Raw genomic sequence first — 21,791 nt, 5'->3', positions numbered from 1 at the left:
TTTATTCATCACTGATTTGTTTTTAGGTGAGAATAATTCTCATCAATTACCAATCAGTGTGTGGAATTTTATTTCCATTGCTAAGGCTATATAAGCGTGAAGTTTTTAGCAGGTGTTTTAAGCCCTTTATGTGATTAAGGTCAGACTATTTCTTTAGAGGTATTCAGAAAAGTGAGGTTTTAGGACTAATTTAAGAATCGATTAATAATAAACCAGCTTAAAACTGCCAAATGTTATTAGCTTGTAGCGGTAATTGGCTTGGCGTTGGTAGCCTATAAACTGATTGTTTTTTAACTATCTTATTGATACATAGTGGCGACATTGTTTTGAGTGTTTAATGCTTAAAAACGCAAAAAGGCGAGGAGATTATCTCCTCGCCTTATTCAAGCTTAATTTGCTTAAATGGTTTTGCCCGGTACTCGTTTTACGCTATTTGTAGTTAACTGGATGCACAGTATCTACCCCAAAAGATTTACCTTCTGCGTGACATGTAGCACAGCTTTCACTGCCAGTATAACTACCTAGTGGTGCGCCAAATACTCCGCCATTTGCTTCAACGTGAGCGCCAAAACTGTCTTTGGTATGGCAAGAAGCACATGCTGCAGCAATTGGCGAGTATTCGCGAATGTCATCACTGCCATTTTCACCTTGGTTTAATACAGCTGGTAAGTTTGCTGTGTTTTCCAGTGCGAGTTGGCCCTTTTCATGACAAGATGCACAATCACCATAATGCTTAGTAAAGGTAATAGTTTCATTACGATTGCTGTTAACTTTAGTACGCTTGTTGGCATGTAGAGTGTGGATCATGACCTTATAATCAAGAGAGTTTTCTAAACCTACGCGGCTACCTTTAAACGCGCCATCAGCAACAGCATGGAGAGCTTGGCCTTTATGACAAGATACACAGCTACCATCGGTTAATGATAGAGGTTGCTCTTTACTATCTGGCATATGACACGAGCCACAAGATGTTCTTTGGTGGAATGATAAATCAATCGCATCATCGTGACAGGCTTGGCAGGCAGACTCTGACGCGCTATTAAAACGCAGTGATGCAACTTCACCAATGGTTGAAAATGCCGCAGCGTCAGTTGTTAAGGTAGCTAAAATATGCTCCTCTGAGCATGCAATCGCTGCTTGGGTATCACGAGAAGCACAAATATTAAGGTGACTCATTAGTGCGCCGTTTGTGTACTCGATATCATTTAAGTTCACTGTGTATTGGTAACCGCCATCAATGGCGGCAACCCTGAACTCTCCAGACTCAATAGCATTCGCATCAGCAAGATTAATCATTTTGTGAGTGGCAGTTAAGTCACCTCGAGTCATTTTCCAAACATCGGCAAAATCATTGTGCTGGTTTTCAACTACTTGAATATTTAGCGCTCTTATTGCTTCATCTTCATGGGGCGCTAAACCCTCACGACCGCTATAGCTAACATTGAAAGTGAGTGTTTGCAGATCTGCATCATAGACTCCGTTCGCGACTGAGAACTCGTATGCCTCTTTTGCAGATGTCAGTGTTAACTCCTTATTTAAATGGAACTTAGCAGCGCCCATAGGGTTACTATCATCGGCATGACATGCAGCACAGTCACCTTCAACATATTGCGGAAACTGCTCAGAGTGAAATAGTCCACGAGCCGTACCATCCCACTCAGGCGCAGCAAACTTCTCATGGCAACTTAAGCAAGCTTCTTGGCGATGGAAGTGGAAGTTATCCGCTTGTGCTGGCGCAGTTTCACCTTCTATATGACAAGATTGGCAGCTCTTACTATCTGCAGGGAAAGTGGCATCGCTATAATCATGGGCATTACCACCATAGCCAATCATAAAGTAATCACCTTTATGAATTTGATGCAGCATTGAGCCAAAATCAATGGTTGCGCCGGTTTCAGGATCGCCAGAGTAGCTGGTATGACACACGACACAGTTTTCTATTTCTATGCGCTTACCGCCATGTAAAGAGAGTTTTGGCGCCCAAGCATGCTCGTAATCGTCATTGTGGCAGCGGATACACGACTCTTGTAAATCGACTAAATTACGTGTTTCATCAGCTTCTGCGGCTCTATCTAGCGCAGGGATAAAGTCGAAATGAGTGTTGATTAAGGTGGCATTCGATACCACATTGGTTGGTTTTAGTTCTAACGTAATACGATGTGTGAGCTCGGCATTAAATGTAGTGTCAAGGCCGTCAATTTGCTCATACTCATCTAATGGCTTTGAAAAGGTGTAACGGTATTCACCGTGACTCAATACTTCAATACATGCGGTTTTGCAGTTGGTTTCGATATTAGCCTGTATTTGCGGGCCTTGGTGTTTGTCCCAGCCTTCAGGCAACTCTTGACCATCGGCAACACCGTCAGGTTCTTTTAACATATTGATGTAACTCGTCCATTGCGTCGCCTTAACACCTTTATACTGTTCTGCTTCAGGCTCTGGTGAGTCAAAACCTGGTAATGGACGTGAGCGTTTTTGTAGCGCATCAAGCTTAGCGACACCAAACCCAAGGGCATTGATCTCATCAAATGCTTCTAAGCCTGAAACAGCAACACCGTTGGCGGTGAGTAATTCAAAGTCTACCGCTACGACTCCTTCAGTAATCGTTGCATGCAAAATATTGGCTTTCAGACTGGTGGCTTGCTGTATATCGACACCAATGTTGCCGTTATCGCCGTCTTCACCATTTTTGCCGTCACTACCACAACCGACAAGGGCGAGTGAGAGCGCACCAATGCCAATTGCTGATTTAACAGCGTTTGTGAGTTTGTATTGATTCATCATGTTATTCCCTGCATAGGTTAGCTGCTATGAGGTTTTTACCTCTTTTAGCGTGAGGTTTTTCCTCAGTAGGATCCTACTCAAAAGAGGTAGGTAGCTTTTGCTATAACGGATGAAATGTGAGCTAGATCGGTAATGACGAGTTTGAATGTTAACTAATGTTAAAGTGCAATTTATTCAGTGCCTTGAATGGAGGTTGGTAATCGTTTTAAGACTGTTTTAATTTTAAGCGCGGCAAAATTAAACTAAGCTTAAATTGTATTATTTATTCGGCTTTGCTCTTGATCTGCATCAAGTTAGCTCTTGGCTTTGATTGCCTTTAGTTAACACCTTATTTACATCAAGGCTGGTTGATTGTTGTTCAGTTGTTGCTTTCGAATGATTAGTTGTTATGTGGATGATTGGTAATTAAAAAGGAGGCTTAAGCCTCCTTTTTAATTAGTTCTTGCCCCTAAACATTAATTACCGTGGATCTCGATAAGCTGTTCAGGGTTATGACAAGTTGAACAGGCTTCAGCTGATCGAGTTCTTACATCTTCAGCATCAATTCCATCTAAAATACCGCCATTGGCAACGATATGGTTAGCGCCAGAGTCACTCAAGTATTTTTGGTGACAGCTTAAACACGTGCCAGCATCAGATGAAACCCAGATGTCATTACCCGTTTCTGTATCGCCGTAACGCCAAACACGATCGCTAGCTCGGCCTAATTGAATACCATCTTCGGTATGACAAGTAGAGCAGTCAGTTTTTAACACTGTGCCTGACTGGACTCCCGCATATTTAAGGTAATGACCATCAGCTTCGTGCGCTTTAAAGGCATAGCTGGTTGGTTTCATACCACCAGGGTAGCTATCGTCTGATTTAGTTGTTTTATCAGATGTATGGCAGGTTTGGCAGTTATAACCATTGTTATAATGGTAGTTCTCTTGGTTGTGACAGCTTTGACATTTCGCAGCATCTATAATTGAGCGACGCATAGCGGCTTGCATGGTGTCATCCATACCTGTACCTGACCAAACAAAATGATAGGGCGCTTCTTTGACTGCTACTGAGCGAGTGCTATCTGAACACTCTGTCATCTTGATTTCATCTACTGCATAGCCACCATTATTAAAGCAAACTTCGACAGTTGACCAAAGCTCGAAGGTTTTACCTGTTGCGTCGCTTGGCATATCAAAAGTCGTTGCGATAATAGTAAAGGTTTTGGTTGCCGCGTCATAAGTTCCGTCTTCCAGTTTAAAGCGGCGGTTACTGTATGATGCATCCGTGTATGCAGGGAAGTCTTTATCGCTGTCCCAAGCAACAATGACCCGTGTTCCGGTTTCGATAAATTCAGAGCCAATGGCTGCGCCAGAAGCATCTTGAATTTGAACATCGAACATCAGCTTGCCATTTGCATCTAGGCCTATATTACTAAACATTACGCCCATAGCTTCAGCTTCAACGTATGCTTTTAATACATCACCGTGACGTTTCTCTGCACTCCCTGTACCACGGTAAGTATCGGTTGAGTTATGGCAAGATACACAATTGGTACTGCTGTGCGATTGAGATGGTTTTTCTGTGTGACAACTGACACAAGCTGTATTGCTAAGGTCGGCTTTGAACAAGTCAGCATTAGCTGGAGCTCCTTCACCTTCAACGTGACAGGCTGAGCAATCTGCCGCAGGCTTTTGCGGATACATGACTTTGCCATAATCATGAACGCTACCACCGTAACCAACTATTTTATAGGGTGCTGGCACCATGCCATCAGGAGTGCTGGTTTCACGGTCTTGACCTTTATGGATAGCGTGGATCATATAAGTGTATTCAACACTATTGCCACTTTCAGGATCGCCAGATGTTGCAGTATGGCAGCTGGCGCAGTTCTCAAGTGCTACGCGACGCCCGCCATGCAGAGCTAAGCTTTCTGGTTGATGACAGGTATAGCAGGCTGTAATGCTAACGACATTGCGAGTTTGAATGTCTGTGGTAGCGCCAGTTGAAGGCTGCCAATCATGATGAGCATTGGCTGTTGCTTGAGGTAACTTTAACTCTAGCGTTGCTCTGTGTGTGTAGTCTTCGCCGTAGACGATAGCTAACGGCTCTGTGACATTTGCGATGTTTTGCTGAAAGGTATAGCTATAGCTGCCGTCGCCATTATCGACTAAGCAGTCTTCACAGTTACTCGCGGCTTCAACGTTAGCCTGGTATTGTGGTGACGGATTGAGATCACTAGTGTCATCAGGTGGGGTACCAGGCTCTTTAAGCTCATTGATATAAGCCTGCCATTGATAACCTCTGTCAATCTCTGCGTCACCAACGGTTTCGTTGACTTTGGCTAATTGGGCGATACCAAAGCGTAAATCGTAGTCTTTATTAAGGCCTAATACCGCTACTCCGTTGGCATTTTCAAGGTCAAAGTTAACGGTTACCACACCATCGGTAACGGTGGCTTCAGTGAAACGAGCTTGAACGCTAGTTGCGGAGTCGATATTGACACCTATTACGCCATCTTCGCCGTCAACCCCATCACTACCATCACTGCAACCAAACAACATGGCGGATGCGGTGAGCGCAAGTAACCCCTGTTTTAAGTACCGAATTTTGTTATCCATAATTTTGCGTTCCATTCTCTATGTCACTATTTGATTAACGTCACACTCTGTTATTACCAACCGATTTAACCCTGAAGGTTATTTCAGGTCTTTTTATTGTATTGGGTGAACTTTTAGAACATCCACAGCTGCACCCTGACCATGGCAAGTTGCGCAGCTTTCTGTGCCTGCTGTAGCGTCAGCTTCAGTGCCTTTAAACACACCGCCTTGCTGCGTCATATGCGCCATAGCACTATCGCTTAAATGACATGCGCTACAAATTGCTGAAGTCGCGCTGGTAAAACTACCGTCGTCAAATGCTAAGGGCTGAACAGCATCATCAAGTGGTAAGGCTGCAGTTAATATCCCATTGTCATCGCTGGTATGGCACTGGGCGCAGTTTCCTATGTTGCCTGGATAATTAATGTCGGGATAACTTTCACGAGAGCCCGCATGCAATGTATGAGCTAGGTGCTTGTAATCAGCAGTTGAGGCTGCAGGGTTTGCTGCACTTGCTTCAGCTTGCATATTAGGGTTGTGGCATAGCTGACACTGTTGCTCAAGATCGTTACGTGAGCCGTGATAATTGAGCTGCTGATCGCCATGGCAGCTGCCACAGGTTTGATTGGTCACTACAACTCGGCGGCCAACGTCAGTTAGTGCGCTAGCGCTAAAGAACTGATGACTAGATTTTATTGTGGTGGTTGCATCGGTATCGTCACAATTTGCCAGCATAGCTTGATTGCTACATAACTTACCTTGCAGGGCTAGGGCGCCTTTATCGTTTGCTGGATCGTCACTTAAGGTTAAGCCTGCAATTTGATAGTTATACACACCATTACTGCCTGATATTGGCTCAACATCTTGTAGCTTTATAGATTTGGCACTGCGGGTCGTGTAATCAATACTAATCCCAAAATTGGCATACACACGTAGATCATCAATAAAATCAAGCTTGTCAGCACTAGCACTATAAACTTCATTGGTAGCTGGGTTTGACAGTCTGACTGAAAAATCAACGGCATCACCATTAAGCTTAGCGCTAACCACTTCAACATTAAATTGACCTAACACTGCGTCGGTATCTGCTTGACTGTGTGCGCTCATGGTCCAATCAGCATTGTGGCATGCAACACAATTGCTGTTATCAACTTGTGCGGGGTGACCTTGGCCACTAGGGAAATCGATATTGGTATGACAGCTGCCACAAGCCTCCATTGTTGGTACGCGCGCCCAGTTCATATTTTCTGTCAGAGTCTCATCGGCTACGTGGCAAGTTTGACAATCTGCCAGTGACACTGGAAATCCACTAAGGTGCTTGGTGTGCACCATAGGTGCGAACACGTTATCAGGGTTACTGACTTTATCTGCGTTATGACAAGTTACGCAGGTTTCCACTTCATTATATTTACTACCGTGAAATGCAAGGTCGTTATGACAGGTATTACAAGTCTGCATTTCAATTAGATTGCGAGTATAAGCCGGCGCGCTGCCGTTATCTTGCCAGTCATAATGCTGATTGGTGACGGGTAAGTCTGTGCCATCGGGTAATGCATCACCACCGACTTTTATCACAACGCGCTGTGTAGCGCCCGGCATAAAGGCAATATTGTTCATGCCATTAAATGCACCACTAAAGGTATAGCTATATTGACCGTTTTTGTGATCAACAAATTCACCATCACAGCTATTTGAACATGACTCAGAGGTGAAATATTGCCACTCACTGGCATTACCTGCATTCGTGAAACCTTGAGGCAATAGCTGCGCTGCAAGGTAAGTCGCGGAGGGAATGCCAACGACAGGTTCATCGCTTTCATTGGTGATGCGATAATTCACTGTGGCCACGCCTGCCTCCAACTGCACTTCATTAATCGAAATATTCAGTGCGTTGATTTCACTTGCGGGTGGGCCGCCTGGCTCGCCTGGCGCACCCGGGGTTCCGTCATCTCCGCTACAGGCTGCTAACATAGCAACGGCTGCCAATAGTATTAGTTTTTTACTCACCAGAGCGCTGTTTGCTAAGTGTGCTAATGTGGCTCGTTTCATATCGATGTCCTTCACCTTAGTGTTCCTTGAAATCCTTGTAATTGGTATGAGCAATCATGGCTTAAGGTTTATAGTTGGTAGCTAAATGTCAGACCCACATAGTGAGCGCTATAGTCGTGGCTTAAGTCGCCAAAGGTTAATACGTTGGGAATAGTGTCAACGCTTGTTCCCTGATTTAACCAGTCGGAGTCTTGGTAGTTCTCAAAAATCCAATCAAAACGTAACGCCATTTTTTCGTTTAAATGGTATTGCGCAAATGCATTGATGTTATGTCTTGTTGCAAAGTAATCACCGTAAGGTGAGGTTAGGCCTTGAGTTATCTCAGTATCGCTTTGTCCATCTGAATAGGTGTAGTCGAGGCCTAGGTCGAGCTTTTTGTCTAAAAGGTGTAAATAATCTACGCCCGCGCCGATAAGGGTGGATTTTTCATCGGTATTAACAAACCAGTTTGGTAGCCCAAAGTTACTGCTTCCGGCTTGATCACTGTCGCGCCAGTCTTGGTTAAGGTATGCATTAATACTTAAATCATCGCTTAATAGGTAGTTGGCAGAAATATCATAGCCTTGAGTATCGACTTGGGTGAGCCCGACTAAGGTATCGTCATAATCGTCACTGCTAATATGAACATTGGCACTTGCCGAAAACGCAGACTCTGGGTTGAAGTTGACACTTAGTTGGTACTTTTGGCGTTCTCTATCTGCCAGATATGACTTTCTTAAGTAAGGGTTACTTTGACTATCTGTGGTTGTTACGGCTTTATAAGTACTGCCGGTTCTGTCGCTAAACTCGGCCTTTAGCCAAGCAGACCAAGAGGGAGTGATACGATAATTTACTTTAGCAAACACACTATTTTGTTTGAGTGAGTCTCTGTCTAAATCGCTGTAATCATTATGATCGTATTGATAGCCAGCATTAAGGTAGATGGCACGATTAATACGATATTTGGCTCCAAGCTTTGCTTGTTGCTTAGTTCGGTCGTATTCAGGATTAACTGCGGTTCCGGCGTAATAGCTGTCGGTAATCACTTGTGGATAAGGATTTAATGCTGTTTTGTTATCACGATCTGAGTAGTCATAACTAGCGCGAATACTTAGGCCTCTGACTACACGACCATTGTATTTTAGCTTCATCTCAGTAGTATCAACTTTGCCGTCAAGGCTTGTCGTTGGCAGCGCCGGGGAAGGTCCGTTTATTGTTGCAGGTAAAAATGCATCATCTTGAGTAAAACTTGCGACCCCTAAATGCATTAATATTTGATGGCCATTGCCACTTAGCTGCGCGTTTGCGCCAATTCTATAGGCTTTATTGTCTGGTGATACTGCGCTTTGGCCGCTGTAGGCCGCGCCAAAAGTCGGTGTGAAAGCATTTTGCCAACTAATGGCGTTATGATCGTTTTTATATTGGCTAAAACTAGAGTCAACACCGATTAACCACCCATTACCGTTAAAATAAATCTTGGCGCCAAATTCGTCAGTCGTATCGTCAATGGGTTGGGCAAGCATTGCGCTATTGGTAAGAATATTACCTGAAAAAGCGCGCTTTCCTTGACGCTTTTCATGCTGATAATTCAGTTCTGCCCGGTAAAATGAACCAAGATAATCACCACCGAGCGTAAAACGGTCGCGCTTGGTTTTTAATTCAAGTGTACGTACGTCCTCAAGTAGTGTTGGCATTTGTGAGGTGATTGCGGCAGTTTGCCAGTTACTGGGTAGAGACTGATTGTCGTCATCATTAGCGTAAGGCGATAAAGCGTCATTGGTATCGTAATGCGCTAATCCACGGTAACAGAGTGCAATGTTATAGTGACCGGGGCGACCCGTTTCTAATGTTGCACTGCCGGTATCGTAACCGAGCTTGTCGGCAACAAAGCTGGTTTGATACCCAGACTCTGCCTTATTGACAAGATCTGCATCAAGGTGGCCAACAACGCCATCCTTGTCTGTGCCTGTTGTATTACCAAAATGAATATCATCGGCATCGTTATAAGCTGCGCCAACTGCTACGCTGCCGCTAAAGCCTGAGTTAACTATGCAGCGCTTACACTCCCACTTTTCAGTATTGGCTTTATCACGGTTGGCATTTTGTATGCCATAGCCTTGAGAATATGCGGGCGAAATACTCATACCAATTGCTAGCGCGAGTAAAGTCAGCTGGGTGTTGATGTTTCTATGTGATGCAAACATAACGGTCACTCCTAATTAGCGCTGCAATAATTTGCCAGATGGATGGTTTGAGCCATGGACTTGTGAATGGCAATTCATACAGCTTTGTCCGGCATTAAAAGCGTTAGGGTTTCCGCCAAACACTGCATTAGAGGTGTGGCCTACTGACGTGTGACACTGCTGACATAACATAGGAGGTTTTGCGATTAACATGGCTTCATTTACGCTGCCATGTGGATTGTGACAAGAGGCGCAGTCGTCAGTTACTGGTGCGTGCTCCCAAAGTTTAGGGCCACGTTTTTCAGCATGGCATGAATAACAATTTTCATTTACGCTCATTTGTTTGAGGCTTGCATCGGCTAAGCTACCGTGTGGATTGTGGCAATCGCTACAGACCATTTGCTGCCACTTGAGAGGGTGAGCAGAGCGTTTATTGATATCTGCTTTTTGTTGTGTGTGACAGTTAGTACATACTGCGACTTCTGTACTTTTATCAGCGATAGGATCATGGCCTGTATGCACTTGATGGCAATCAGCACAGCTGACATCAGCGTTATCATGATGATTCCCTTGCCAAGCCATACGTTGATCATCGTTATGGCAGCTCATACAAACGCTATTTTGTTTTTCAGCTGGAACGGGAGAGTCTGAACCAAAAGTAATCATTGGCTCTTTACCGCCGCGATTGTGCTTTCCTTGGGGGCCGTGGCAAGCCTCACATTGTAGATCGGCCATTGGAGAGTTTTGTACTGAGCTGCCATGTACACCATCAAACAGCGCCATGACTTTTTCACTTTTTCGATGGCACATTAAACAAGAGTCTGCGCCTTTTGATGAGTACTGGCCTTCAGCAAATTTCTTATCGAGTATCGCTTCTACTTCATCTGGATCTTGGTCGTCCCACGGTGCAGCAGAAGCATTCATACCGAAACTTACGAGCATAATTAGTAACAGGCGTATCAAATTGCCAGAGAACCATCCGGTGTTCTTGTTCATCATCTCATCCCATTCGCTTTTTTTAGCGATATTTTTGATAATTTAATATTAGTAGTTTTGTAAATTACTAATACGTAATCATAGCGGGTTTTTGTGACAAATCCATAACAAAAGTAAGGTGTTTATAGCTTAACCCGACTGATTTTAAAGATCTTAGTGGTAGGTTTTAGACTTTAGTCTGTATTGGAAGTTATTTTTCTTAACATATGTAAAGTGTAAATAATAACCATTATTATTCAAAGGGTTCTTTTCCGACTTATTTATCTTTAAGCGAAGCGTTTATTAGTTGAGAGATTTATCACATAATAGCGAACACAATTGAAAACTATTATCGTTTACAGGCCTAAATCTTGATCTAGGTAAAGTTATTGCTTGCTCGTCTCCTTTAGAATCAACGTTAATTTCTAAGAGAGTCGAGGCCTGTTAATAGGTGGAATGCACAATGAAGTTAAGTGAATTGAATCCGGGCGATATCGCCAGAATTTCTCAAGTTGGCGAGATCGATCTGCCAGCCGTTGTAAAACGTAAACTCCTTTCAATGGGGATCACCCCAAATACTCGATTCTCCTTGATCCGCAGAGCCCCAATGGGATCTGGTGTTGAACTTGATATCCGTGGCAGTAAATTATGTATGCGTCGCGATTTAGCAGATATTATTGAGGTTGAAAAAGCGAATGGCTAAACAATTTAACTGCGTTACTGTAGGTAACCCAAATGCGGGTAAGTCTACGCTTTTTAATGCGTTGACCGGCTCTAATCAACAAGTTGGTAACTGGTCTGGTGTAACCGTTGAAAAGAAGACTGGCCAATTTGCGCTGCAAGGTACAGATGTATTTCTAACCGACTTACCTGGGATTTACGATCTTCTTCCAGCAGGTAATAGCTGCGACTGCTCTTTAGATGAGCAGATTGCTCAGCAATATTTAGCCGATCAAGATATTGACGGTATTATCAACCTAGTTGATGCGACTAACATCGAGCGCCACTTATACTTGACGGTTCAGCTGCGCGAGTTAGGTATTCCGTTGGTGGTTGTACTGAATAAAATTGATGCAGCGCTTGAGCGCGGTATTAATATTGATGTTGCTCAGATGAGCCAAGAGTTGGGCTGTCCAGTTATTGCTGTTTGTTCTCGCGATGAACAAGATATTGTGAAGGTCAAAGAGCAATTTGTTGCCTTGCTTGATGGTAAAGTTTCTGAAGCACCCTTAGTGCTAGATTATGAAGCTGAAATCGAAGCTGGTGTTGCCAACTTATTAGCGCAAGATAACTCATTAAGCCGTGGTCGTGCATTGGCGATGCTTGCGAATGGGCTAGGTTGTGGCAAGTGCAAAAATAGCCAAATGGCAAGTGAAGTCGAGCAATACTCTCAAGCATTGTCTAGCCAAGGTAAAGATATCGAGATCATGGTTGCTACAACGCGTTTTGATTACGTTGAACGTGTATTCACCAGCTCAGTTAAAAGCGACAACCGTGAAACCTTCACAGATAAGCTAGATAAACTTGTACTGCACCCTATTGCGGGCATTCCTGTTTTCTTGTTTGTTATGTATTTAATGTTCATGTTTAGTATTAACGTGGGCAGCTCGTTTATTGATTTCTTTGACATTACTGCTGGTGCACTATTTGTTGATCACTTAGGCGCATTCATGACTAGTCTTGGTTCGCCAGCTTGGTTAGTGACGATTATTGCGGGTGGTGTCGGTCAAGGTATTCAAACTGTAGCGACCTTTATTCCGGTTATTGCGGCCTTGTTCTTAGCACTTTCAGTGCTTGAAGGCTCTGGCTACATGGCGCGTGCAGCGTTTGTGGTTGATGGCTTAATGCGCCGTATTGGCCTACCTGGCCGCGCGTTTGTGCCTATGATTGTCGGCTTTGGTTGTTCAGTTCCTGCCATTATGGCTACCCGTACGTTGGGCAGTGAGCGTGAGCGTATTGTTACTGGTATGATGGCACCGTTTATGTCTTGTGGTGCACGTCTACCTGTATATGCACTGTTTGCCGCCGCTTTCTTCCCAGAATCGGGCCAGAACTTAGTATTCTTACTTTATATCATCGGTATTTTTGCCGCGATTGGCACAGGTTTGCTATTACGTTCAACATTACTTCCTGGTACTAGCAGTGCTGTAGTGATGGAGCTACCTAGTTACGAAAAGCCAAAGTTCAAAACAGTAATGGCGCGTACTGGTAAGCGTACTAAGAGCTTTATCATGGGCGCAGGTAAAACCATTGTTATCGTGGTGACCTTGCTTAACTTCGTTAACGCAATTGGTATTGATGGCTCATTTGGCCATGAAGATAGCTCTGAGTCGGTTTTGAGTGTGGCAAGTCAAAAAGTGACTCCTTTGTTCTCGCCAATGGGTGTTGAGCAAGATAACTGGCCAGCAACGGTTGGTATTATCACTGGTATTTTCGCTAAAGAAGCGGTAGTCGGTACTCTTAACAGTTTATATGCTGATAGCAGCTCGGGTGACGAAGAACTGGCACCATTTAGCGAAACGCTAACCGAAGCACTTGGCACAATTCCAGAGAATCTATTTGGTATTGCTCCAGAAGATCCACTATCAATCTCTGTGGGTGATGTGTCGTCTGTTGATGTGGCATCTGAAGAGCTAGAAGTTGATACTTCAACATTTGGTGCGCTACAAGCTGGCTTTGCTGGCGTAACTGCTGCATTCGCTTACTTGTTGTTCGTATTACTATATACTCCTTGTGTAGCAGCAATGGGTGCTTTAGTTAACGAATTTGGTAGCCGCTGGGCAGCATTTGCAGGCTTGTGGACATTTGGTTTAGCTTATGGCGTTGCAACGGTGTTCTACCAGGCGGCAACGTTTGCGCAGCACCCACTGCAATCAAGCTTGTGGATTGGTTTCTTCGCTGTTGCTTTAGTGGTGTTTTATATTTGGCTAAAGCAAAAAGGCAAGAAAGCGCAAACGATTATTCCCGGCATTAAAGTGATTACGGAATAACGCTAATAGCGTATACTGTAACTAGGTAATAAAAAGCAGCGATAATTCGCTGCTTTTTGCGCTATATATGCTTATGCTATAGCCATTAGAGTAGGTTTTTAGGCCTCAGTCGTTGATCCTTTACAGAAACTGTAGGATTATGCGTTTTTAGTTTTTAATCATCGTTCGCAAAGAGGAATTCCATGAGTCATGTGGACACTGAAGTACGTCCTAGTAACTTCATTCGTAACATCATAGATGAAGATCTTGCCACAGGTAAGCATACGAGCGTGCAAACTCGTTTCCCGCCTGAACCAAATGGCTTTCTTCATATCGGCCACGCTAAGTCTATCTGCCTAAACTTTGGCATTGCACAGGACTACAAAGGTCAATGTAACTTACGTTTTGATGATACCAACCCTGAAAAAGAAGATATCGATTACGTTAATTCTATTCAGGCTGATGTGCAGTGGCTCGGTTTTCAGTGGGATGGTGATATTCGTTATTCATCAAACTATTTTGACCAACTACACCAGTACGCTATTGAGTTAATCAATAAAGGTCTTGCTTACGTATGTTTCTTAAATGGTGATGAGACACGTGAATACCGTGGCACACTAAAAGAGCCTGGTAAAAACAGCCCGTACCGCGATACAACACCTGAAGAAAACTTAGCGTTATTTGAAAAAATGCGTTTAGGTGAGTTCAAAGAAGGTGAGTGTTCACTGCGCGCTAAAATTGATATGGCATCACCATTTATGTGTATGCGTGATCCAATCATTTACCGTATTCGTTTTGCTCACCATCATCAGACTGGTGATAAGTGGTGCATTTACCCAATGTACGATTTTACTCACTGTATTTCGGATGCTATTGAAAACATTACTCATTCTCTATGTACGCTTGAATTCCAAGATAACCGTAGATTGTACGACTGGGTACTTGATCATTTAGATGATTTCCAAGCGCCAAACAGAACACGTCAGTATGAGTTTTCAAGACTTAACCTTGAATACACGTTAATGTCTAAGCGTAAGCTAAATGACCTAGTGGTTCGCAACTTGGTAACAGGTTGGGATGACGCACGTATGCCTACAATCGCAGGTTACCGTCGTCGTGGTTATACAGCTGCTTCTATTCGTGAGTTTTGTAAGCGTATCGGCGTGACTAAGCAAGATAACATGGTTGAAGTGGCCATGCTTGATGCTTGTATCCGTGAAGAACTCAATGACTTCGCACCACGTGCGATGGCAGTGATCAACCCAGTTAAAGTGGTTATCGAAAACTACCCTGAAGGCCAAGTTGAAATTATTAACGCGGCAAATCATCCTAGCAAGGAAGAGATGGGCAAGCGTGAGCTATCTTTCGGTCGTGAGCTATTTATTGATGCTGATGACTTCCGCGAAGAAGCAAACAAGAAGTACAAACGTTTAGTGCAAGGTAAAGAAGTACGTCTGCGTAATGCATACGTGATCAAAGCTGAGCGCTGCGAGAAAGATGCTGATGGTAACATCACTACTATCTTCTGTACCTATGATGACGAGACTTTGGGTAAAAACCCAAGCGATGGTCGTAAAGTGAAAGGCGTTATTCACTGGGTTGAAGCAACAACAGCAAAACCTGCTGAGTTCCGTTTATATGAGCGTCTATTTAGCGATCCAAACCCTGCAGCAGCAGAATCTGTTGATGAAGTGCTAAACCCGCATTCACTGACCGTTAAGCACGGTTTGGTTGAGGCAAGCTTAGCGTCAGCAGAAGCTGAAAAAGCGTATCAGTTTGAACGTGAAGGTTACTTCTGTGCAGATAGCAAAGATTCATCTGAAGACGCGTTAGTATTTAACCTAACAGTGCCTTTAAGAGATTCTTTCGAGTAAATCTCTAAGCAAGCGTTAAAGCTAAAAAAGCCGACATAATGTCGGCTTTTTTGTTGCTTGCAGTTTAATTGAGTTAGCTTTAATTGCTTGGGTTTAGCCTGACTAAAACTAAGCAGTCAAAAGCAAAGGGAGCTGTAAATAAATGCTCCCAATAACTTACTGATACATAGGTCCAAAGCCGATGCTCCAAAGGATCACGCTTGAAGCCATTAAACCAACCAATAACACTAATCCAGCCGTCACTACCGAACTTGCATAAATAAAGCCCTTTTCTTCAGGGATATTCATAATAATAGGTACGCCGGTGTAAAGTAGATAAACCGAGTACGCCAGACCTGCAAGGCCGACAACCATGATAAACCAAAGCGTAGGGTAGAGTGCTGACAGGCCAACCATAAACAGCGGTGTAGCGGTATAAGCCGCGAGCTCTAATGCTTGGGTATAACTTGGTTTAGCATCAAAGGTTTTCGCCATCCAAAACGCCAAATAAGCGAGGGCAAAAACGCCAGCAATTAATCCAAAATACATCCCTGTAGACATGATCATTGCACTTTCAGTTGTTAAAAACTGACGCTCACCAACACCGAGATCCCAGCCGATTTGAGATGTAGCGATAAAAGAACAGACCGCAGGAATGAGTGCGATGATGATGATATGACTTAAACTGCTGCGCAATGCTTCGTGGTTTTGCTCAATTGTGTGCCACTCTTCTTTTGGATGAGTGTATAGCCCCATTAAGTGATTCAATATCATTATAATTATCCTCGTTTAGCATTTAACTTTTTATTAAATTGGCTCGCCAAACTGCAGACGAACTTGTTACAGCTCTAAGGTTATTTATTGAACAAAATCTGCTAAGAGTCAAGCCTGTCACTTTAAGCATAGGCGTTAAGCTAGGATTGTGCTTCAAATTGCTGATAAAATAGCGTTCTATTGACCCGCAGTAATGGATTGAAATATGCAGCAGCTTTTAGCACCGATTAATGCCTTTTTAAAATGCTCAACCCCAGATAGTTGGATTGAAGAGGCCATGAAACCTGAGAATTTAACCGGTTTATTAATCGATCATTGTAATTGCGAGCTTAAAGCTGCTCAGACTGCGATGTTTATGGTGAGAAAATATGCGGTTGATGAGGTGAGTGGCCAGTTCCTCCGTGATTGGGCAAAGCCTTATGAAGAGTTTATTTATAATCAAAACAGAAGTATTGAAGATTTTTTGGCGAAAAGTGGCAAGAAAAATGAGCTAGCCTCTAAGCTAATTGGACGTAGTGATTTTGTTCAAAGCGATGATCTTATCGCTAAGATGGTGCGGTTAATTAAAGAGGAATTTCATCATTTCGAACAAGTGTTGCAAATTATGCAAAGCCGCGGAATTAACTATCAGAATATTCGCGCTGGTCGCTACGCAAAGGGGATGATGAAGCAAGTTAGAACTCACGAGCCGGCAACGTTAATTGATAAACTTATTGTCGGTGCTTTTATTGAAGCGCGCTCTTGCGAACGTTTTGCAAAACTTGCTCCGCATTTAGATGATGAGCTAAAGAAGTTTTATATTTCCTTACTACGTTCTGAAGCTCGTCACTATCAAGATTATTTAACCTTGGCTGCTGCCATATCCACTACAGATATTAGTGACCGAGTAGCGCATTTTGCTGCTGTTGAGGCTGAACTTATTTTAGCTGAAGACGATGATTTTAAGTTCCATAGTGGCTCACCTGTTGCAAGCGTAAACGCAGATATTGTTTAAGCCGGGTAGGGGAGCATAAAATAACGGCAAGTAAGAATTACTTGCCGAAAGGTAGCTCGATTAGCTCGACATTATCTTGGCTAACACTGAGCATGCTGCCTTGTTCGTACCAATCACCAACAACAATTCGGCGCTTGCCATTGTCTAACTCATGGATTGCTGGTCGATGTGTATGGCCGTGGATCATTTGCTGTGTATTCGTCGTTTTAAGCAGCTCATTTACAGCATCTGGTTCAACATCCATGATGGTGTAGCTTTTTTGTTGATTACTGCTCTGGCTTTTATTACGTAACTTAGCGGCAATATCAAGACGCTTAGATTTAGGTAAATGCGCATAAAGCCATTTTGCCCAGCCTAAATTGCGAAACTTACGAAAACGTTGATAAGCTTTGTCGAGTGTACAAAGACTGTCGCCATGCAAAATAACGGTTGAAACGCCGTAGAGCTCAAGCGTTTGGACTTCAGGTAATAATGTCATGCCGCTGCGTTTAGCAAACTCATTACCAATTAAAAAGTCTCGGTTGCCATGAATAAAATAGATCGGCAGTGTAAGAGAGGCCTTTTTAATCGCATCAGCAAGCTGATTCGCAAAAGGTTCGGCGATATCGTCTCCAACCCAGACTTCAAAGAGATCGCCAAGGATGTATAACGCATCAGTGTCGTGAAGTTGTGTGTTGAGAAACGAAAGGAAAGCTTGGGTGATATCGGGGCGATTAGCACTTAAGTGCAAATCGCCCACAAATAAAGTGCGCATCGAGGCAGTATTACTCTTCGATGGTTACTTTTTCGATGATAACAGCTTCAAGTGGAACGTCTTGATGCATGCCACGGTTGCCAGTACTAACCGCTTTAATCTTGTTAACAACGTCCATGCCTTCAGTTACTTCACCAAATACGCAGTAACCCCAGCCTTGAGCTGACTCAGACTTAAAGTCTAGGAAAGTGTTGTCGCCAACGTTAATGAAGAACTGAGCAGTTGCTGAATGCGGATCAGAAGTACGCGCCATTGCAATAGTACCGGTTTTGTTTGATAAACCGTTGTTTGCCTCGTTGGCAATTGCTTCGTTTGGACGCTTTTGGCCCATATCTTCAGTGAAACCACCACCTTGGATCATGAAACCATCAATTACACGGTGAAAAACAGTGCCGTCGTAAAAGCCTTCTTTAACATAGTTAACGAAGTTAGCAGCTGTGTTAGGTGCTTTTTCAGCGTTTAACGCTAATTTGATTTCACCATGATTTGTATGAAGTGTGATCATATTTAAAACTCTCGTCATTTATTACGTAGTCAATAATGGCTGGATTCTAACGTAATTGCTAACTTCCATAAAGCACTCTGTGTAAGCACTATATAATTAACTGCATTAACCGCTTAACTCGGTTGAATAATCATCATTTATCGAATGCAAAGGGCTGTCTGTATAGGGCAAAGATCGCAAACTTCCTTTATTACAGCACATCTACTCATTTTTGCGTTGTGGGAACACGAAAACAGCTTGGAACAGCCACTTTGGCAATGGTAGACTGACAAACACATTTTTACAGATAGTCGTTGAAGAGAATAATCAATGTTGAAGCTTTACAATAGTCTTACCCGCCAAAAAGAGCAGTTTGTGCCATTACAACCAGGAAAGGTTGGCATGTATGTGTGTGGGGTGACCATTTATGATTTATGTCATATTGGCCACGGACGTACATTTGTATCTTTTGACATGATTGTTAGATACCTAAGATACAGCGGTTATGATGTTAATTTTCAACGTAACATTACCGACGTTGACGATAAAATTATTAAACGTGCTAACGAAAACAACGAAAGCTGCGACGATTTAACCGAGCGCTTGATTGCTGAGATGCATCGTGATTTTGATGCATTGAATATGGCGCGCCCAGATAATGAGCCTCGTGCAACCTTGCATATTCCTGAAATCATCGACATGGTTGAAAAGCTAATCGCGCGCGAGCATGCTTATGTTGCATCAAATGGTGATGTGCTATTTAGCGTGTCGTCATTCCCTGAGTATGGTCGCTTGTCTGGTCAAAATCTTGATCAGTTGCAAGCGGGAGCTCGCGTCGAAGTTGAAGATGCTAAACGCGACCCAATGGATTTCGTATTATGGAAAATGTCAAAACCTGGTGAGCCTACATGGGAATCGCCATGGGGGCCAGGTCGCCCAGGTTGGCACATTGAATGTTCAGCAATGAACAGTAAGCACTTAGGCAATCACTTTGATATTCATGGTGGCGGCTCTGATCTGCAGTTCCCACACCATGAAAATGAAATTGCCCAGTCTTGCTGCGCCCATGACACGCCATATGTAAACTACTGGATGCATACTGGTATGGTGATGGTTGATAAAGAAAAGATGTCAAAATCTTTGAATAACTTTTTCACTATCCGCGATGTGTTAGGTCACTACGATGCCGCGACAGTGCGTTACTTCTTATTGTCTGGTCACTACCGTAGTCAGCTTAACTACTCTGAAGAAAACTTAAAGCAAGCTAGATCAGGACTTGAGCGTATTTACACCGCCTTAAAAGATTTAGATTTAACTGTGACTGCAGCACCAGCTGAAGAGTTTGTCGCTAAGTTTAAATCAGCGATGGATGATGACTTTAATACACCAGAAGCTTATTCAGTGCTGTTTGATATGGTACGTGAAATTAACCGTCTTAAGCTAACTGACATGGCTAAAGCCTCTGCTTTAGGTGTTGCGCTTAAAGATCTCGCTGACGTGCTGGGTATTCTTGGTCAAGATGTTGATACCTTCTTTAAAGGTGAAGGCAGTGACGATGAAGTGGCTGAGATTGAAGCATTGATTGCTGAGCGTAATCGCGCTCGTGCAGAAAAAGATTGGCCTGCAGCTGATGTCGCACGTGACGGCTTAAATGCTCTTGGCGTGATTTTAGAAGATGGCCCTGAAGGTACGACTTGGCGTAAGAAGTAACTCTTCGCGAAAAGTCGAACGATAAAACACAAAAAAAGCCTGCTAATGCAGGCTTTTTAATACCTTAAATATACTGGTCGATCATATTTAAGGTGGGGAGCTTTTGACTGAGCTAGTCGTGATACTGCTCGCAAGCGTATAAGGTGTTTTCTAGCAGACTTGCGATAGTCATAGGACCAACACCGCCTGGAACTGGAGTGATAAAGCTAGCGTGCTGCGCGGCAACATCAAATTCTACATCGCCAACCAGTTGACCGTTTTCTAGGCGGTTAATACCCACGTCAATAACGACTGCACCTGGCTTAATCCAATCACCAGGAATAAAGCCTGGCTTGCCTACGGCAACAACAACTAGATCAGCACGTCTTACTTTATCTTCAAGATTGCGAGTAAAGCGATGACAGATAGTTGTGGTGCAACCAGCAAGCAGCAATTCTAGTGCCATAGGACGGCCGACGATATTAGAGGCACCAACAACCAGCGCGTCTAAACCATAAGTATCAATTTCAGTAGACTTGAGCAGCGTCATGATCCCCATTGGAGTACATGAACGCAATACAGGGCTACGTTGTGCTAAACGGCCAACGTTATAAGGGTGGAAGCCATCAACATCTTTATCTGGACGAATTCGTTCGATAACTTTGGACTCTTCAATATGCTCGGGCAATGGCAATTGAACTAAGATCCCATCGATACTTGGATCGTTATTACATTCATCAATTAATGATAAAAGTGCTTCTTCTGAGGTGCTGCTATCTAAATCATATGAGCGAGACATAAAGCCGACTTCTTCACAGGCTTTACGCTTACTACCGACATAAACTTGTGAGGCAGGGTCTGCTCCTACAAGTATTACGGCTAAACCTGGGACTCTTTGACCAGCCTCTTTGCGGGCGGTTACTTTATCTTTGAGTTGCGTTCGAATAGCTTGGGCAATTGCCTTACCATCGATGTTTTGGGCTGTCATTGGGGTTGGTGTCCTTTATACGGCGCGATAATGGAAAACCGCGACATTTTAACAGGACAGGATAAAGGTGTCATTGGTTTAGGCAATTAACAGTTAATTCTAAAATACGGATAATAGTGAGCAAGCGTTGAGTGGTTTGATTAAAGCTAAATCAGGGAGCTTTGCTTAGTATGCTACTGGAAAGGCATTTGAAATTGTCTAATCCAAATGAAATAGCCGTTATTTTTAGCAGTTTGCTTAATCATGATTCAAATAGTGTGTAAAGTAATCATGCGAACATCTTTTTTGAAAAAAGTCGTTGACGACTTTTAGGTGAGGGGATACTATGCGCTCCGTTCTCAGCGAGACAGCGAAATGCTGTTGGTGAGGATAAGAAACAGTAAAGGGTGTCCCAGCGTGAAAACGTACTTTACATTAAGTTTCAAAACTCGGTGATTAGCGCAGCCCGGTAGCGCATCTGGTTTGGGACCAGAGGGTCAGAGGTTCGAATCCTCTATCACCGACCACATTTAAACTAACGTGTAACGTTAGTTGCCCAGTTCAGGAAATGAATTTATTTTCATTACCGAGCGCCCGTAGCTCAGTTGGATAGAGCACCCGCCTTCTAAGCGGGTGGCCGCAGGTTCGAATCCTGCCGGGCGTACCATTTTTGTGGTGATTGTAGCTCAGTTGGTAGAGTCCCGGATTGTGATTCCGGTTGTCGTGGGTTCGAACCCCATCAGTCACCCCACTCTTTC

The 21,791-nt window shown here is 43.5% G+C and carries 14 protein-coding genes and 3 tRNA genes; 8 read left to right on the top strand and 9 right to left on the bottom strand.

Features of this window, described 5'->3' with window-relative positions:
- Positions 1-429: 429 nt before the first annotated feature.
- The 5 genes from MSG37_RS04740 to MSG37_RS04720 all read right to left on the bottom strand — a co-directional run bounded on the left by MSG37_RS04740 (position 430) and on the right by MSG37_RS04720 (position 10,570).
- On the bottom strand, positions 430-2,784 hold the full coding sequence (locus tag MSG37_RS04740) for an OmcA/MtrC family decaheme c-type cytochrome (protein WP_248469421.1): 2,355 nt from the start codon (positions 2,782-2,784) through the stop codon (positions 430-432).
- A 455-nt stretch (positions 2,785-3,239) separates the two neighbouring features.
- Positions 3,240-5,399 (bottom strand): OmcA/MtrC family decaheme c-type cytochrome, encoded by a 2,160-nt coding sequence (locus tag MSG37_RS04735; RefSeq protein ID WP_248469420.1) that lies wholly within the window; start codon positions 5,397-5,399, stop codon positions 3,240-3,242.
- A 78-nt stretch (positions 5,400-5,477) separates the two neighbouring features.
- The gene (locus MSG37_RS04730) at positions 5,478-7,412 is read right to left on the bottom strand and encodes an OmcA/MtrC family decaheme c-type cytochrome (protein WP_282446576.1); all 1,935 of its coding nucleotides are present in this window, start codon (positions 7,410-7,412) and stop codon (positions 5,478-5,480) included.
- 68 nt (positions 7,413-7,480) lie between these two features.
- Positions 7,481-9,595: an MtrB/PioB family decaheme-associated outer membrane protein gene (locus tag MSG37_RS04725; protein ID WP_248469419.1), complete on the bottom strand. Its 2,115-nt coding sequence runs from the start codon at positions 9,593-9,595 to the stop codon at positions 7,481-7,483.
- Positions 9,596-9,610: 15 nt separating this feature from the next.
- Positions 9,611-10,570, bottom strand: coding sequence for a DmsE family decaheme c-type cytochrome (locus MSG37_RS04720; RefSeq protein WP_282446575.1), 960 nt, complete (start codon positions 10,568-10,570; stop codon positions 9,611-9,613).
- 442 nt (positions 10,571-11,012) lie between these two features.
- On the opposite strand from MSG37_RS04720, the gene MSG37_RS04715 reads away from it, so the two are divergent.
- The 3 genes from MSG37_RS04715 to glnS all read left to right on the top strand — a co-directional run bounded on the left by MSG37_RS04715 (position 11,013) and on the right by glnS (position 15,392).
- Positions 11,013-11,252: a FeoA family protein gene (locus MSG37_RS04715; protein ID WP_248469418.1), complete on the top strand. Its 240-nt coding sequence runs from the start codon at positions 11,013-11,015 to the stop codon at positions 11,250-11,252.
- The gene (feoB, locus tag MSG37_RS04710; RefSeq protein ID WP_248469417.1) at positions 11,245-13,539 is read left to right on the top strand and encodes a Fe(2+) transporter permease subunit FeoB; all 2,295 of its coding nucleotides are present in this window, start codon (positions 11,245-11,247) and stop codon (positions 13,537-13,539) included. Before MSG37_RS04715 ends, feoB begins: the two co-directional genes overlap by 8 nt.
- A gap of 182 nt (positions 13,540-13,721) precedes the next feature.
- Complete coding sequence (gene glnS / locus MSG37_RS04705; RefSeq protein WP_248469416.1) at positions 13,722-15,392, top strand: glutamine--tRNA ligase; 1,671 nt, start codon at positions 13,722-13,724, stop codon at positions 15,390-15,392.
- A gap of 156 nt (positions 15,393-15,548) precedes the next feature.
- Here the strand turns inward: glnS and MSG37_RS04700 are convergent, their stop codons facing one another.
- Positions 15,549-16,145, bottom strand: coding sequence for a Yip1 family protein (locus tag MSG37_RS04700; protein ID WP_248469415.1), 597 nt, complete (start codon positions 16,143-16,145; stop codon positions 15,549-15,551).
- 205 nt (positions 16,146-16,350) lie between these two features.
- On the opposite strand from MSG37_RS04700, the gene MSG37_RS04695 reads away from it, so the two are divergent.
- Positions 16,351-17,139 (top strand): tRNA isopentenyl-2-thiomethyl-A-37 hydroxylase MiaE, encoded by a 789-nt coding sequence (locus MSG37_RS04695; RefSeq protein WP_248469414.1) that lies wholly within the window; start codon positions 16,351-16,353, stop codon positions 17,137-17,139.
- Positions 17,140-17,176: 37 nt separating this feature from the next.
- On the opposite strand, the gene MSG37_RS04690 is transcribed toward MSG37_RS04695, so the two are convergent.
- Entirely contained in the window at positions 17,177-17,893 is a 717-nt protein-coding gene (locus tag MSG37_RS04690; RefSeq protein ID WP_248469413.1) for a UDP-2,3-diacylglucosamine diphosphatase, read from the bottom strand.
- A 10-nt stretch (positions 17,894-17,903) separates the two neighbouring features.
- Positions 17,904-18,398 (bottom strand): peptidylprolyl isomerase, encoded by a 495-nt coding sequence (locus tag MSG37_RS04685; protein WP_248469412.1) that lies wholly within the window; start codon positions 18,396-18,398, stop codon positions 17,904-17,906.
- Between the two features lie 309 nt (positions 18,399-18,707).
- Here MSG37_RS04685 and cysS point away from each other — a divergent pair, with 309 nt between their 5' ends.
- Positions 18,708-20,087 carry a cysteine--tRNA ligase gene (gene cysS / locus MSG37_RS04680; RefSeq protein WP_248469411.1) on the top strand — a complete coding sequence of 460 codons (1,380 nt, stop codon included), beginning with the start codon at positions 18,708-18,710 and terminating at the stop codon, positions 20,085-20,087.
- A 112-nt stretch (positions 20,088-20,199) separates the two neighbouring features.
- Here the strand turns inward: cysS and folD are convergent, their stop codons facing one another.
- Positions 20,200-21,054, bottom strand: a complete 855-nt coding sequence (gene folD / locus MSG37_RS04675) for a bifunctional methylenetetrahydrofolate dehydrogenase/methenyltetrahydrofolate cyclohydrolase FolD (protein ID WP_248469410.1) — start codon at positions 21,052-21,054, stop codon at positions 20,200-20,202.
- A 429-nt stretch (positions 21,055-21,483) separates the two neighbouring features.
- Here folD and MSG37_RS04670 point away from each other — a divergent pair.
- The 3 genes from MSG37_RS04670 (at position 21,484) to MSG37_RS04660 (ending at position 21,784) form a co-directional block, all read left to right on the top strand.
- Positions 21,484-21,560: transfer RNA gene (locus tag MSG37_RS04670), tRNA-Pro, on the top strand.
- A gap of 63 nt (positions 21,561-21,623) precedes the next feature.
- Positions 21,624-21,700 (top strand) — tRNA-Arg (locus MSG37_RS04665).
- A gap of 8 nt (positions 21,701-21,708) precedes the next feature.
- A tRNA-His gene (locus MSG37_RS04660) sits at positions 21,709-21,784 on the top strand.
- Positions 21,785-21,791: the final 7 nt, after the last annotated feature.

Source organism: Shewanella sp. 1CM18E, from assembly GCF_023161665.1.
In the GTDB taxonomy this organism is placed as follows: Bacteria; Pseudomonadota; Gammaproteobacteria; order Enterobacterales; family Shewanellaceae; genus Shewanella.
Note: the sequence above shows the minus strand (reverse complement) of the source record. Positions and strands in the feature narration are given on the sequence as shown.